Annotated in this window: 16 protein-coding genes; 4 read left to right on the top strand and 12 right to left on the bottom strand. The window is 34.7% G+C overall.

All coding sequences use genetic code 11. The features are described 5' to 3' along the window. Positions 1-6: 6 nt before the first annotated feature. Positions 7-1,200, bottom strand: coding sequence for an ADP-forming succinate--CoA ligase subunit beta (gene sucC / locus ES677_RS02745; RefSeq protein WP_148368163.1), 1,194 nt, complete (start codon positions 1,198-1,200; stop codon positions 7-9). Positions 1,201-1,452: 252 nt separating this feature from the next. Then, the gene (locus ES677_RS02750; protein ID WP_148380364.1) at positions 1,453-1,965 is read right to left on the bottom strand and encodes a VOC family protein; all 513 of its coding nucleotides are present in this window, start codon (positions 1,963-1,965) and stop codon (positions 1,453-1,455) included. A gap of 120 nt (positions 1,966-2,085) precedes the next feature. Between ES677_RS02750 and ES677_RS02755 the strand changes: the two genes are divergently transcribed. From ES677_RS02755 to ES677_RS02765, 3 genes are all read left to right on the top strand, one after another. Then, positions 2,086-2,397, top strand: coding sequence for a winged helix-turn-helix transcriptional regulator (locus ES677_RS02755; RefSeq protein ID WP_148380365.1), 312 nt, complete (start codon positions 2,086-2,088; stop codon positions 2,395-2,397). Between the two features lie 141 nt (positions 2,398-2,538). Then, the gene (locus ES677_RS02760) at positions 2,539-4,059 is read left to right on the top strand and encodes a PAS domain-containing sensor histidine kinase (protein ID WP_148380366.1); all 1,521 of its coding nucleotides are present in this window, start codon (positions 2,539-2,541) and stop codon (positions 4,057-4,059) included. Beyond that, positions 4,046-4,450, top strand: a complete 405-nt coding sequence (locus ES677_RS02765; protein WP_148380367.1) for a response regulator — start codon at positions 4,046-4,048, stop codon at positions 4,448-4,450. The genes ES677_RS02760 and ES677_RS02765 overlap by 14 nt, the downstream gene beginning before the upstream one ends. A 400-nt stretch (positions 4,451-4,850) precedes the next feature. Here ES677_RS02765 and ES677_RS02770 read toward each other — a convergent pair whose 3' ends face one another. From ES677_RS02770 to ES677_RS02810, 9 genes are all read right to left on the bottom strand, one after another. Further along, a complete protein-coding gene (locus ES677_RS02770) occupies positions 4,851-5,420 on the bottom strand; it encodes a hypothetical protein (RefSeq protein ID WP_148380368.1) in 570 nt (189 codons plus the stop codon). Positions 5,421-5,567: 147 nt separating this feature from the next. After that, entirely contained in the window at positions 5,568-6,470 is a 903-nt protein-coding gene (locus ES677_RS02775) for a PPK2 family polyphosphate kinase (RefSeq protein WP_148380369.1), read from the bottom strand. Between the two features lie 12 nt (positions 6,471-6,482). Then, positions 6,483-7,646: a sigma-54-dependent transcriptional regulator gene (locus ES677_RS02780; RefSeq protein ID WP_148368170.1), complete on the bottom strand. Its 1,164-nt coding sequence runs from the start codon at positions 7,644-7,646 to the stop codon at positions 6,483-6,485. Continuing rightward, a complete protein-coding gene (locus ES677_RS02785) occupies positions 7,646-8,545 on the bottom strand; it encodes a DUF6268 family outer membrane beta-barrel protein (RefSeq protein WP_246124345.1) in 900 nt (299 codons plus the stop codon). The genes ES677_RS02780 and ES677_RS02785 overlap by 1 nt, the downstream gene beginning before the upstream one ends. 25 nt (positions 8,546-8,570) lie before the next feature. Next, positions 8,571-9,524: a mechanosensitive ion channel family protein gene (locus ES677_RS02790; protein ID WP_148380370.1), complete on the bottom strand. Its 954-nt coding sequence runs from the start codon at positions 9,522-9,524 to the stop codon at positions 8,571-8,573. Position 9,525: 1 nt separating this feature from the next. Next, positions 9,526-10,839, bottom strand: coding sequence for an ABC transporter permease (locus tag ES677_RS02795; RefSeq protein ID WP_148368172.1), 1,314 nt, complete (start codon positions 10,837-10,839; stop codon positions 9,526-9,528). Positions 10,840-10,845: 6 nt separating this feature from the next. Beyond that, a complete protein-coding gene (locus ES677_RS02800; protein ID WP_148368173.1) occupies positions 10,846-11,772 on the bottom strand; it encodes an ABC transporter ATP-binding protein in 927 nt (308 codons plus the stop codon). Positions 11,773-12,146: 374 nt separating this feature from the next. Further along, a complete protein-coding gene (gene dnaJ, locus ES677_RS02805; protein ID WP_148380371.1) occupies positions 12,147-13,271 on the bottom strand; it encodes a molecular chaperone DnaJ in 1,125 nt (374 codons plus the stop codon). A gap of 9 nt (positions 13,272-13,280) precedes the next feature. Beyond that, entirely contained in the window at positions 13,281-13,817 is a 537-nt protein-coding gene (locus tag ES677_RS02810; RefSeq protein WP_148368175.1) for a nucleotide exchange factor GrpE, read from the bottom strand. A gap of 160 nt (positions 13,818-13,977) precedes the next feature. Here ES677_RS02810 and ES677_RS02815 point away from each other — a divergent pair, with 160 nt between their 5' ends. Further along, a complete protein-coding gene (locus ES677_RS02815) occupies positions 13,978-14,646 on the top strand; it encodes a YceI family protein (protein WP_148380372.1) in 669 nt (222 codons plus the stop codon). A gap of 84 nt (positions 14,647-14,730) precedes the next feature. Here the strand turns inward: ES677_RS02815 and ES677_RS02820 are convergent, their stop codons facing one another. Next, positions 14,731-15,633 (bottom strand): TIGR01777 family oxidoreductase, encoded by a 903-nt coding sequence (locus tag ES677_RS02820; protein ID WP_148380373.1) that lies wholly within the window; start codon positions 15,631-15,633, stop codon positions 14,731-14,733. Positions 15,634-15,672 lie beyond the last annotated feature (39 nt).

Genomic DNA, 15,672 nt, shown 5'->3' on the forward strand with positions numbered 1-15,672 from the left:
AAAGTACTATGCTAAAACAGCTTGAACCTTATCTGCAGCTTCTTGAAACTCTGTTGCACTCATAACATCTAATCCAGAATTATCAATTAATTCTTTTGCTATATCTGCATTTGTTCCTTGTAAACGTACAATAATTGGCACATTCATAGCGTCTCCCATATTCTTGTAAGCCTCTACAATACCTTGAGCAACACGGTCACAACGTACAATACCTCCAAAAATATTAACTAAGATTGCTTTTACGCCTTTATCTTTTAATATAATTCTAAAAGCAGCTTCTACACGAGCAGCATCAGCAGTTCCACCAACATCTAAAAAGTTTGCTGGCTCACCACCTGCTTGCTTAATTAAATCCATAGTCGCCATTGCTAAACCAGCACCATTTACCATACAACCAACGTTTCCTTCAAGGTCTACATAGTTTAATCCTAGTTCTCCTGCTTCCACCTCGATAGCACTTTCTTCACGTAAATCTCTTAACGCTGCTAAATCTTTATGTCTGTATAATGCATTATCATCTAAAGATACTTTAGCATCTACAGCCATTATTTTGTCATCACTAGTTCTTAAAACGGGATTGATTTCAAATAAAGAAGAATCAGACTCTACATAAGCTTTATATAAAGAAGTAACAAATTTTGTCATTTCTTTAAAAGCCATTCCGCTTAAACCTAAGTTAAAAGCGATACGACGTGCTTGAAAAGCTAAAATACCTGTTGAAGGATCTATTTCTTCAGTAAAAATTAATTCTGGAGTTTCTTCAGCGACTGTTTCAATGTCCATTCCACCTTCAGTAGAATACATAATCATATTACGACCTGTACCACGATTTAATAAAACAGACATGTAATATTCTTTTGGTTCGTTAGCCCCAGGATAATAAACATCTTCAGCAACTAAAACTTGGTGCACACGCTTCCCTTCAGCCGAAGTTTGAGGTGTTACCAAATCCATTCCTATAATTTGTCCTGCTATTTCTTTAACTTGGTCTAAGCTTTTTGCTAACTTAACTCCACCACCTTTTCCGCGTCCTCCTGCGTGAACTTGTGCTTTTATAACGTGCCAGCTTGTTCCTGTATCTTCAGTTAATTTTTTTGCAGCAGCTACAGCTTCGTCTGCATTTTGGGCAACAATACCACGTTGAATACGTACGCCAAAGCTGCTTAATAGTTCTTTCCCTTGATATTCGTGTAAATTCATCTTTTAAGAATAAAAAAATTAGTTTTTCTTCGTTATAATATGGTGAAGAGTTTTAATGTCACAAAAGTAATTAACCTTAAGCTTTTTACCAATATTTTTTAGAGTTGTTTATGCACAGCGTCGCATTTTAAAGAAAATGCTCTCTTTATATCGCAAATGAAGATGTCTATTTCTCAATTTCTATTTTCTACAACTTGAAGCGCTTCCTTTTTATAACCAAAAGAGGGCTGCATATAGTCTATAATTCGGCATTTATTCTGAGTACGCTCCCGAAGAATAGGTTAATTCATAACTATGGGTGTAGACCTCGAAAACAATACCAAACGGATCTTCGACATAACACATTTTATACGGTTTCTCGTTGGGATAATACGACCTTATAGGCATACGCTGTTTACCTCCATAAGAGATAATTTTATCTATTAACGTTTCTATATTTGGATCTTGAATACAGAAATGAAAAAGACCTGTGTTAAAAGGATTAAATTCTGGAGCCTCTTTTACCCCATTTGGAAACGAGAATAATTCTATGCCTATCCCATCGGAAGTTGATAAATGAGCAATTTCAAATTCCTCCCAATCGTCTCCAAAAACATCAATACACATTTGCCCAATGGCAGTATCGCTCTCTTTTTTCACTTTTGAAGGTTCCATAATAACGTACCACCCCATAACTTCAGAATAGAAGGAAACGGCTTTTTTAATATCGGGAACTGTAATACCAATATGCGAAAATGATTTTGGATAATTTTTAGTTGTCGTCATAATTATGTTATTTATACTGCAAAATAAAACTATATTTGTCTAAAATACAATAACTTACCTAAAAGTACTATAGTTACCAAAAAGAGTAAACAGAATAATATCAAGTAGTTATACAATAAAATGAATCAAAATAATCCTTGTCCGCTTCACTATACAATGAATTTAATAGGCACAAAATGGAAACCTCTGGTTTTATTCCATTTATTAGAGGGTGCCGCTCGCTCTGGAGTGCTGCAAAAGAGAGTCTCCGGAATTTCTAATAAAATGTTTACGCAAACAGTACGAGAATTACAAAAAGATGGACTCATTTATAGAGAGATTTTTCCTGTTGTTCCTCCAAAAGTAGAATATAAACTGAGTGAGCGCGGACAATCGTTAGAGCTCATTTTGCGACATTTGGACCACTGGGGATTACAAGACTCTGATAATTAATAGTGTGAAAAGCACATTTTTTGCATTTAATTTTATAAATTGGTAGACTGAATATTGTTATTTCATAATTATGTTTGTATCCCTTAATAAAAAAAAACAGAATATTATATTCTGATAACAATAAACGGACTCCCTTAGCCAATGAAAGATTTTTATAAAAAACTATTGTCCATAGATGATGGTTTAAATACTCCGAGTGATACCACAACTTTTTTAAATGCAATTCAAGAGTCCATCACTATAGGCGCTTGGGAAGTAGATTTAGAAACGTTGCGTGTATATTGGAGTCCGATGACAAAACAGATCCACGAAGTAGACCCCGATTATGTCCCAAAGCTTGATGCCACTCGAGATTTTTACACCTCGTTTAAAGACAGAGATCTATTAGATGATCTCTTTAAAACAGCGATCAACACTGGAAAAAAATACGATATAGAATATCAATTAACTACTGCTAAAAATAATTGTAAATGGGTACGCTCTATAGGCTATCCTGTTTTTAAAGAGGGAATTTGTATTAAAGTTATGGGTATATTCCAAGACATAACTGCTAAAACAAATATCTTTAATGAGACCATTCAAAAAGAAAAAGAAATAAGGACTATATTAACACATTCTCCTAACGGAATGGCTGTAGTCGGGTTACATGGTGGTTTTTTATCCGTAAATAAAAGTCTTTGCGATTTTTTAGGCTATTCGGAAAAAGAACTTCTAAGTATTGAATGTAAAACAATAACGCATCCTAAAGATCACGATAAAACTGAGACACAGATTTCAAAATTGCTGGATGGGCATTTTTCTAATTTCCAATTAGAGAAAAGGTATATTCATAAAAGCGGAAAAAAGGTTCACGGTCTTCTATCGACCTCGCTTTTAAGAGATGAGAATAATGTGCCGCTATATTTTATTAAAAGCGTTATAAATATTGGGCCAATGAGAAAGGCTAATAAAACAGTTAAAAAATTACTTAAAACCACAGAAGATCAAAATTTAAGACTTTTAAATTTCGCTCATATTGTTTCTCATAATTTACGATCGCATACTGGAAATTTATCCATGCTTTTAGAATTATTACAAGAAGACATCCCCTCAGCAACCAATAATGAGTATTTCCCACTTATTCAGCAAGCCGTAAATAACTTGGCAGACACCGTAGGGAATTTAAACGAAATCTCGTTAGTAAACAGTAAGAAAGACACCCGTTTAGAGTCTTTAAATCTTCTTGACTTTACTAATAAGGCGGTAAACAGTTCGATAGCTAAAATTATAGAAACCAACACGGAGATAAATCTTAATATTGATAGCTCTATAATTGTCTTAGCTTTACCAGCTTATTTAGATAGTATCTTATTAAACATAATTACCAATGCTATTAAGTACCGAAGAGAAAATATTGCCCCTAAAATAACCATTTCAGCCAGTATTGAGAAAAAACACATTAAATTAGACATTTCTGATAATGGTTTAGGCATAAATTTAGATCTACACAGACATAAAATGTTCGGTCTGTATAAGACATTTCACAAACATGAAGATTCTAGAGGTTTAGGTTTATTTATTACAAAAAACCAGGTTGACGCCATTGGAGGAAAAATTGACGTTATAAGCGAAGTTAATAAGGGCACAACATTCACTGTATATTTTAAATATGAAAACAATTAATTTAATTTGTATCATAGACGATGATCCAATATTTATTTTTACCGCAAAAAAAGTATTGAGGTTATCTGATTTTGGTGGGGACTTTTTAGTCTTTAACGATGGTGAAGATGCTTTCAATCATCTTAAACCACTTTATATAAACGATTCGGAAGTGCCGGATCTTATCTTTTTAGATCTTAATATGCCTATAATGGACGGTTGGCAATTTCTAGATGAATTTATAAAACTAAAATTAAGTAAAGTGGTAACCTTATATATTGTAAGTTCTTCAATAGATCCGGTAGATATCGAAAAAGCTAAAGAATATGAAAAGATTAGTGGTTTTATTATAAAACCTATAGATAAAGCGTCACTAAGACAAATAACTAAAAAATTTATATTGAAAAAATAAATCTCAACTATTTATTAATTGCCATAAAATGTAAGTCTGTTTTGGTGCTTGTTTAGCTCTTGGCAATAAAACAGACTCCCCAATTACCCTATAAACATATCTTAAATCTATGTTTTTGGTTCACACATTCTTCATTTAAACTCTTTATTCACCACCTCTCTAGCTTAAGGAACGATAGCTGAGACTGATCTTACAGTGAAGAGTTCTCACTCTAAAACCGCGTGCTAGTATAACCAAATATTAATAGTACACATTAGTTTACCATGTAGAGCTGTTACTTACAATCGTTTATAAAAGCAATAGAAACAATCCCAATATTACCTTAAAACTCACCGCGCTTCGGCACCATTTTGTACAATAAAACCTCCTATATTTTATACATTATAGTAGAACTGCTAATTTATTTTTTTACTGTTCCTGTAAAATGATTAACCCTTGCGCTAATAGGATTTTTGGTAACACGACGAAAAGTAGCTAATTGTCCGCAATGCCAAACAGCATCTGCTATAGGGCCATTAATGGCATTCCAAAACTCATATTGATGGTCTTCAAAAATGATTTTATACTGAGAAATATCCTCACTTTCTTTAAGTATATCGGAAGCTTTTTTTAGGTTATGCAGGGTTTCACTTCTTAAAACCTGATATGATAGTGAGTCCGTTTCGATTTTAGACTGTGGTTCTTGCATTGTGGCGTTTAAAAGAACACGACTTAAATCGAAAATATGTGCTATGGTTTTAAGCGCCGTCCTTGACACGTCTGACGGTTTATAGTCTAAATCGCTTGTATTTAAATCTTTAGAAGCCCAATAAAACCTAAAACCCAATGCATCCACTTGTCGTGCCGCGACTGTTCCTGCTGTAAATGTTTTTGCAGCTTCGGGTAATTGGTAATACGGTAATTCGTTGTCGCTTTCTTGAGAAAAGGCTACTATTGAAAGGAGTATTGTAAGCAGCGTTATTATTTTCATTGTTTATTTGCGTTAGCGGTTGCAGTGGTATCCTTTTTTTGCTTTAGCAAATGGCAAAAAAAGATATAACGTAAAACGCGACCTTTAGGTAACGCCCAAAACCAACTTAGGTTTAGCGTTATGCACATCGCTATTCTATTTTTAGCCTTATTTTTTGTTTTTCGCGCTGTTTTGTTCGTGGTTTAACTCGTTTTTATAAGCATCGATATTGGCTTTCGTTTTCGCGTCTAATTCCGGTTCTTCAATATCGGTGTAGGTTTTTAAGGTGTCGTATAGAATTTTGGCTACGATATAACGTGCCGTTTTTTTATTATCTGCGGGAATTATAAACCAAGGGGCGTTGGGTTTAGATGTATTATTTATAGCTTTTTCGTAGCACGTCATGTAACTATCCCATAGTTTGCGTTCCTCTAAATCGCCGGAAGAGAATTTCCAGTTTTTTTCTTTTTTATTTAAGCGGCGTAACAAGCGATTTTTCTGCTCATCTTTCGAAATATTTAAAAAGAATTTAAAGATGATTGTACCGTTGGCTGCTATGTGCTTTTCGAAATTATTAATTTGCTCGAAACGCTGAGACCAAAATGCTGGCGTAATATCTTCCAAATTATTAACGTCTGGCAGCTGTTCGCCCAGCAAATACTCAGGGTGTACGCGGGTTACAAGTACATTCTCGTAATGGGTGCGGTTATGCACTCCAAATTTACCTCGCGCCGGCAACGCAATGTAATGACGCCACAAATAATCATGATCGCGCTCTAAACTGGTGGGCACTTTAAAACTATGCACCACGACACCACGCACGTTAAAATCTTTAAATACCTCGCGAATTAAACTGTCTTTTCCTGCCGTGTCCATACCTTGTAAACACACTAAAACGGCATATTTATCGTGAGCATAAAGCGTGTCTTGCAATTTGCCTAGCTTTTTACGAACGTCTTTTAATTCTTTTTTTAAGATAGCGTCATTGGCTTCCATATCGATAGCCGTTAAACGATTTTTGAGATCGATAGTCTCTGTGATTTTAAAGTCGGAAATCGAGATGTTTTTCATAGTAATAGAATCTTATTTTGAAGCAAACAATTTAACGTCTTGCTCGCTAACTTCTTTACCACCAAGAATAATTAAGCGCTCTACCACATTGCGAAGTTCTCTAATATTTCCTGTCCAATCGTATTCTTGCAGCAACTGTATTGCTTTTGGTGAAAACGTTTTTATGGCTGTACCTTGCTCGCTAGATATTTTTGAAGCAAAGTGTGTAATTAGTAATGGAATATCGTCGCGTCTCTCGTTTAAAGCGGGCACTTTAATTAAAATCACTGCTAAACGGTGGTATAAATCCTCTCTAAAAGTTCCTTTTGCTATTTCGGCTTTTAGATCCTTATTGGTTGCTGCAATAATACGAACATCAACTTTTATGTCTTTGTCACTACCCACCCGTTGTATTTTGCTTTCTTGCAATGCACGCAACACTTTAGCTTGCGCCGATAAGCTCATATCACCGATTTCATCTAAGAAAATAGACCCGCCGTTTGCGGCTTCGAATTTTCCAGCGCGCTCTTTTATAGCGCTGGTAAAGGCTCCTTTTACGTGCCCAAATAATTCGCTTTCTATTAATTCGCTAGGTATTGCGGCGCAGTTTACCTCAATCATATTACCTTTAGCCCGGTCGCTTTTTTCGTGTAACCAATGCGCAACGATCTCTTTTCCTGTTCCGTTAGGCCCAGTAATTAATACGCGGGCATCTGTAGGAGCTACTTTATCTATAATTTGTTTTATTTGCGCAATGACATCGCTGTCACCAATCATTTCATATTTTTTGCTCACCTTCTTTTTTAGAATTTTATTCTCTTTTACAAGTTCTTTTTTATCTAAGGCGTGGCGCACGGTGTTTAATAAACGGTTTAAATCTGGCGGTTTCGAGATATAATCGAAAGCACCCAAACGCATTGTATTTACGGCAGTATCTAAATCGCCGTGTCCCGATATCATAACAATAGGGATTTCTGGTTTTATCTTTTTAATCGCCTCCAAGACTTCGACACCATCCATTTTTGGCATTTTAATATCGCAAAGCACGAGGTCGAAATCTTCTCTCTTTATTTTTTCTATTCCCACAAGTCCATCTTCGGCTTCTTCTAATTGGTATTTATCATTTTCTTCGGAAAGAATTTTTACCAAAACGCGCCTTATAGCTGCTTCGTCTTCTATTACTAATATTTTAGACATTATATTTTTAGTTTAATTCCAGTTCGTAAATAAAGCGCATTATCATTATCTAAATTATAGACATCCTCCCGGTCTTTATCTCGTAATCTGTTATTCATTTTTAAAGAATACCCTGCATAGGCATACCATACTATATGATCTGTAAAACAATGCTCGTAACCCAACCCTGCAACAATAATAGACAGAGATACGCTTTCGGCTACTTTGCCATCAATTAACAAAGCCTCTTGTGCATTCGCAAAATAACCGTCGATACTGGCATAGGTTTGAATAATATTTTTCTCGTTAAAAAAGTATTTTACGTTTGTTTTAGGAACACCCAAGTTGTACGACCAGTTGTCGTTTACACGCCTAAAATAGCTAACAAAGGGCAATGGTAGGGGAATTCCCGTTGTACTGTTGTAGGTTAACCCAATTATTAATCGATAGGGCTTATTTAACGATTCATCATCTCTACGATCGGTAATCGCATAAACACCACCATTTAAAAATAAGTCGTTCGCTGTTATTTCATGCCGTAACGTAGAGGCTATTCTCGGTGTTATTTTAGCGCCCAAACGCCATTGTTCTGAAACTTTAAATGTATATGCCAGACTAAAATCTATAATGTGTAAGCGTTTAAAGTTTGACGTATCAAACGGATATTTATCCTCCAAATCTAAAGCAATACGACTGTACTCTCCTCCAATAACTAAATAAGTGTCTTCTTTTAATTTAATAGGATAATTGATTAAACCCCGAAAACGGTTGAAACTGTCTTCAGATTTTGACTTTGGAAGATAGGTATACTCTAATCGCGCCAAATCGGTTAATTGTGCATGGGCAAACTGAAGAGCGAAAAACGCCAAAAAAACAAACGGATATTTAAGTAAAGAATTACTTTTTATAGGTTTTAGCATATGCTTATTTAATTGTTAAAGTTATTTATTCTGTTTTATTGGTATCAGATTCTGAAACGTTCATTCTAAATTTAATATTCTGATCTGGTTTTTGAATAATATGAATATCGCGTTGTGGGTAAGCAATATTAATATTATTTTCTCTAAACAATCTATTGATCTCAAAGCGAATATCACTTTTTGGTATTCTAGCATTAAAACTGTCTTCTAACGTAAACGCTACTCTAAAATTAAGCGTACTCTCTCCAAACTCAATAAATGTAACTTTTGGGGGTGGTGATTTAAATACTAAATCTATAGATTCTGCTGCTTGCATTAGTAATTTTTCTACCAGTTGGATATCGCTGTTAAAACCAACGCCAACATCTACCCACTCTCTGGTGTTTGTCCCATTTTGAGTCCAGTTATACAAACTGTTTGTTAAATATAAATGATTGGGTATAATAAGCACTTTATTATCGAATGTCACCGCTCTAGTTGTTCGCAGTTTTATTTCTTCTACACGCCCTACTTTACCTTCTAACTCAATAATATCTCCTACGTGCACAGATTGATCAATTAGTATAAACACACCCGAAATAAAGTCTTGAAAAAGGGTTTGTAACGCTAGTCCAACACCTATTAAAAGTCCCGCTGAAGCAGCAATAATTGCCGTAACATTAACGCCTATTCCTGATAATGCTATTATTAAAACGATTACATAAATAAACCATCTTGTAAATGAAAATACAGTATTAAATTTAGCTTTATCTTCTTTAGGCAACCGTTGTGATAATAATCGTTTAAAGACTGCTAAAATAAAACTGGTTAGAATTAAAATAACAACAACTACCAATAACAATCCTACCGTTAATGTAATAGTATTATCGTCACTTTGTAACAGCTTTATTTCTAGAAGATTAATAAATTGTTCCCAAAAAGAACTACCGGTTATCGCGTCTTCAATCCTATCTAAGTTTTCAGCTCCTTTATCTTGCATATTAGTATTTCATCCATTTTAATAATTCGCGATAACTAGGTTTCTTTCCATACATTAAAATACCAACCCTATAAATTTTCGCTGCAAACCATACCGTTACTATAAAAGTAGTGATTAAAATAATTAAAGAGACAACTTGTTGCCAAATTGGCACTCCAAACGGAATACGCATTAACATAACAACGGGCGACGTAAATGGTATAAACGAGAATAATGTTGAAATAGTACCGTGTGGGTCTTCGATTACAGTGAAAAACCCAACATAAACAGATAGAATTAAAGGCATTAAAATAGGAAACATAAACTGTTGTGTATCGGTTTCGCTATCCACAGCAGCCCCAATAGCAGCGTACAGCGAACTATACAGTAAATAGCCACTAATAAAGAACAGAAAAAAAGCAATAATTAAGTTCACTAATGGTAGACGTTGAATGGCTGCTAGCCCCAATTCAACCTGCGTATTTATATCTGAATCTGATAGCGATTGTTGAAGCAATTGTTGCTGTGGTGTTTGTAATTGCGACAAATCAATATCGAAAATAAGTGTGACCAACGTAAATAGCACACCGCCTAAAATAATCCAAATAGCAAATTGAGTGACCCCCGCTAAGGAAGTACCTATAATTTTACCCAGCATTAATTGTATTGGTTTTACCGATGAAATAATAACTTCGATAATACGACTTGTTTTCTCTTCTATAACCGAACGCATAATCATATTACCATAAATAATGATGAACATAAACAGTAAATACCCCGAGGCACCACCAAATATAAGTTTGAAAAAACTATCTAATTTTGATGTTCTTTCGCCATCAAAATTTTCCTGTTTAATCGTTATATCGATAGTTGATGATTTTATTAATGAAATATCAACTTCTTTTGCTATTAAATTTAAATCTGTTAATCGCCTTTCGATTTTCATTTCTAAATCTGAAATCACCGAAATAGAAGCAGATTCTTCCGAATAAAACGCGATACCTTTCGTTATATTTTCGGGCGTATCGAAAGCAGAAATATGTAACAAACCATAATCTTCTTGTTCTTTAACAACTACTTTAGCAGCGTCCAAAGACATATTATTAATAATATTATATTTGGTAAACTCTGAATCTTCAAACACATCGTACACCAATCCAGACGTATCTAATACAGAAATATGGCGAACTTTATCGTTATTTATTTGTGATAAATACGCTACTAAAGTCACCAAAGCAATCATAATAATAGGACTTAAAACGGTCATTATTATAAACGATTTATTTCTAACCTTAGTAAGATATTCACGTTTAATTATAAGTGGTAAATGATTCATAAGGTGTTAATTACTTTTTACGGTTTTAATAAATATGTCATTCACACTAGGGATAACCTCAACGAAATGCGAAACGTCGCCTTTACCTGTTAAATAACTTAACAATTCGTTCGACGATCCGTTTTGAGACAGTTTAATATTTAATTTTAATTCGTTACCAAGTGTTCTAAATTCGGCGGGACTAACAATAAATCTCTCTGAAAGACTTTTTCGTACTTGCTCAGGATTATCGGTATTTAACCCCACCTCAAAGGTGTTGGTTTTATATTGTTTTTTTATATCGATTAAATTGCCATCTAAAATTTTATTAGATTGATGTAGTAATGCAATATGATCGCAAAGCTCTTCAACAGATTCCATTCTGTGGGTCGAAAAAATAACAGTGGCGCCTTCATTTTTAAGTCTTAAAATCTCATCCTTAATAATATTTGCGTTAATAGGATCGAAACCTGAAAAAGGCTCATCGAAAATTAACAACTTTGGCTCGTGTAGTACGGTAACCACAAATTGTATTTTTTGTGCCATTCCTTTAGATAGCTCTTGGATTTTTTTATTCCACCAATCCCCTATTTCCAAACGCTCAAACCATTCGTGAAGTTTCTTTTTGGCTTCGGCCTTTGGCATTCCTTTAAGCTGTGCTAAATACATCGCTTGTTCACCAACCTTCATCGTTTTATACAACCCGCGTTCTTCGGGTAAATAGCCAATATCTTTAATATGTGCATTTTTTAAAGGTTCACCATCCAATAAAACGTGACCAGTATCTGGCATTGTTATTTGATTGATAACTCTAAGCAGCGTCGTTTTCCCAGCACCGTTTGGCCCTAAAAGTCCAAAAACACTACCTTTAGGTACCGCTATAGACACATTATTGAGAACAGTATGCTCCCCAAACGATTTGGACACTGAATGCACCTCTAATAAATTGTTCATATAATTATATTTCTATGATTTTCACATTGTAAATATAAAAAAAAGGAATGATTGCTGTTTAGCTGTATAGCGTATTTTAATCTGTTCTATCAAAATAGTTGAAAATTATAAAATAGTTACAAGTAATACGTTCTTAATATCAATTTAGAAAACGACCTAAAAACAAAACCCACCCTTAAAAATAAGGATGGGAAAAAATTGCTATGAAAAAGAAAAAATATTACTGGCGCAATACCAGCAATATACCAAATATACTATTTTTTACTATATTAATCTTTAAAGTGGCTAATAACTTCCTTAAAAACAAAAAAACCCTGAAAAACAGGGTTTTTTTTATATACCATAAAAAATAATTTCTTAACTTAATTTCTTAATTAAGAAAACATATCCTTTACTTTCTCAAAAAATGATTTGTCTGAGTTTTCCGGTTTAGGTTCGAAATGCTCATCATCTTTCATACTTTCGAAAAATTCTTTTTGTGTATTATTTAATGTTTTAGGCGTCCAAACATTTACATGAACCAGTAAATCTCCTGTACCATAACCGTTAATACTTGGTATTCCTTTTCCGCGTAAGCGTAAAATTTTACCAGATTGCATTCCGGCTTCAATTTTAATACGCACTTTACCGTTTACAGTATCAATTTCTTTAGAATTTCCTAAAACCGCATCTGGTATGCTCACATATAAATCGTAATGTAAGTTATCACCTTCACGCTGTAAGGTGGCGTGCTCTGCTTCTTCAATCGCTACTAACAAATCTCCCGAAACACCGTTACCTGGGGCCTCGTTACCTTTACCAGACACTTTAAGCTGCATCCCTTCGACAACACCTGCTGGAATTTTTACAGGAATCGTTTCTTCTTTTATTTTAAAACCTTGTGCATCGGCATCGTCGGGTTTTTTGTCGATAATTTGTCCTGCTCCACCACATGATGTACACGTACTTGCCGTCTGCATACGCCCTAAAATAGTGTTTGTAACACGCATCACTTGGCCAGCGCCATTACATGTAGAACAGGTTTTATATGTTGTACCTGGGGCTTGAACTTTACGTTTTACTTTTATTTTTCTCTCTACACCATTAGCAATTTCTTCTAAGGTAAGTTTTAAGCGCACACGAAGGTTACTCCCTTTAACACGTCGTTGGCCGCCACCGCCTCCAAAACCGCCGCCGCCACCGCCAAAGCCGCCACCGAAAATATCACCAAATTGGCTAAATATGTCATCCATATCCATACCACCGCCACGACCGCCGCCAAAACCGCCGCTACCATCGAATGCTTGGTGACCAAATTGGTCGTAACGCGCTTTTTTATCTGCGTTACTTAAAACTTCATAAGCCTCAGCTGCATCTTTAAACTTACTTTCGGCTTCTGTATCATCAGGATTTTTATCTGGATGAAACTCTATCGCTTTTTTTCGATATGCCTTTTTAACTTCAGCTGCTGTAGCACCTTTCTGTATGCCTAGTATTTCGTAATAGTCTCTCTTTGCCATCGTTTTGTTTTATTGGCCTGTCACCACCTTTGGGAAACGAATTATTTTGTCTCCTAATTTATATCCTTTCTCTAAAACGTCCATAATTTTCCCCTTAAGCTTATCGCTTGGTGCTGCCACCTGCGTGATCGCCTGGTGCACATCGGCATCAAAATTATCTCCAGATTTAACCTCAACTACAGCTAAGCCTTTTTGTTCTAAAGTGTTTTTTAATTTTTTACTAATCAATTCCACTCCTTTTAAAAGGTCTTTTTCTTTAGTCTTAGACATTTCCAGATATGCACGGTCAAAATCATCAAGAACAGGAAGTAGTGACAGTATTACATCTTCACTTGCTGTTTTAAACAACTCTACACGCTCTTTCGACGTTCTTCGTTTGTAATTTTCAAATTCTGCAAAAAGACGTAAAAATTTATCTTTTTCTTGATTTAATTCTTCGGTAAGCTTTTCTTCTATAGAAAGCGCTTCGTTTTCAATAACTTCAGCTGTATTCTCATCCATTGGATGCTCTACCGCTTCTTCGTTTTTATCTATGTCTTCACTCATATTTGTATCCTTTTTAAACACAATGTACTTGTGGCAAAAGTGCTGCCATTCTTATAAAAATGTCATAATGTCACTTTTTAACTTTAAGATTTATTTTGTAAAACTAATAGTCTTATTAATTATATTTGAACTCACTAATCATTTAATACAAATTAAAATTATGAAGAAAAATTTTTTAAATATTTTCGCCGTTGTTGCTATTGGCTTAGCTGTTGTTGGATGTAAAGAAGGGAAAGAAGCTAACACAACAGAACCTGAAGCTGCCGCAGTAACTGAAGTAACGGCTCAAAAATATAAAGTGCTTACAGACGATTCTACTATCGAGTGGAAAGGATTTAAGCCTACAGGAACGCATTACGGAACTATTAAATTAGAGAAAGGTATGCTTAACCTGGAAGATAATGTAATCCAAAGTGGTAGTTTTTTAATCGATATGACGTCTATTACAGTTAACGATTTAGAAGGTGACGATAAAGCAGATCTTGAAGGCCATTTAAAAGGAAGTATGGAAGGTAAAGAAGACCATTTCTTTAATGTTGAAAATTTCCCTACCGGTGCTTTTGAAGTTACAGGCACATCGACTGATGCCGATGGCAAAATGATGTTATCTGGAAACTTAGCTTTAAAAGGAAATAAAAATAATATTACTATTCCTGTAAGTGTTGCTACAAGCGGTGACGATTTAACTTTAACAAGTGAAGCCTTTACTATTGATAGAACAAAATGGTCTGTAAATTATAGTTCTAAATCTGTATTTGAAGATCTTGGAGATAAATTTATTAATGACGAAATTGAATTAAAAATCATTATTAAAGCAACAAAAGCGTAATACTTTATTGTTAATACACACCAAAAAAAAGCCATTCTTAATTTAAGAATGGCTTTTTTTTTATACCGTCGCTATTACTTTTATCTAGATCAGTTCATTTAACGCCGCACTCAAATTGTGGTACTTGAAATGAAATCCTTTATTCTCGATTTTCTTAGAACACACACGCTGACTTTCGAACAGCAGAATATGCATTTCGCCTAACACTAATTTCATTACAAATTTTGGAATGTTTGGTAAAAACAATGGCACATCCAATTGGTTTGCGATTGCTTTTGTGATTTCGGCATTGGTTTTTGAATTTGGAGCAACACCATTATACACCCCTTCTAATTTATGCTCTGTAATATAAATAAATAGGCGCGCTAAATCCTGAATATGAATCCACGAATTCCATTGTTCGCCCGAGCCCATATTTGCGCCCAGTCCGTATTTTATTGGTTTTTTCAATTCTGGAAAAGCACCTCCGTCGTTAGACAGAACTAGTCCAATTCGTACTTTAGACACGGTAATGCCCAAAGAAGAAAAATTATCGACTGCATTTTCCCATAGGGAAACGACCTTACCTAAAAAAGAAGTGCTTACTTGCTCCTCTTCTTCCGTGTAATAATTCGTTAAAGAATCGGGGTATATACCAATTGCGCTCGCCGAAACTATATGTTTAATAGAATGCGCATTATTGGCTAATGCTTTATGTAATAATGCCGTTGTTTTAACACGGCTATCTATAATAATTTTTTTTTGTTCGGTAGTCCATCGTTCAGAAATGCTGGCACCCACTAAATGAATAATGGTGTCCACATCCTTTAAACAATCAACGTCAATTTCTTCAGTTTTAGGATTCCATAAATAACCGCGATAGTTATCATCTTTAGATATTTTGGAAGTACTCGTCGTTAAATAACTCACTAATAAATCCTTATCATGACATTGTTTAACGATTTCACTTCCTATTAATCCAGTAGCTCCAGTAATTAGTACGCGCATTTCTTTTTTTATTTAAAGTACAAAATATCGCACCATCAT

It is taken from the genome of Bizionia gelidisalsuginis (assembly GCF_008086185.1).
Taxonomy (GTDB): Bacteria; Bacteroidota; Bacteroidia; order Flavobacteriales; family Flavobacteriaceae; genus Bizionia; species Bizionia saleffrena.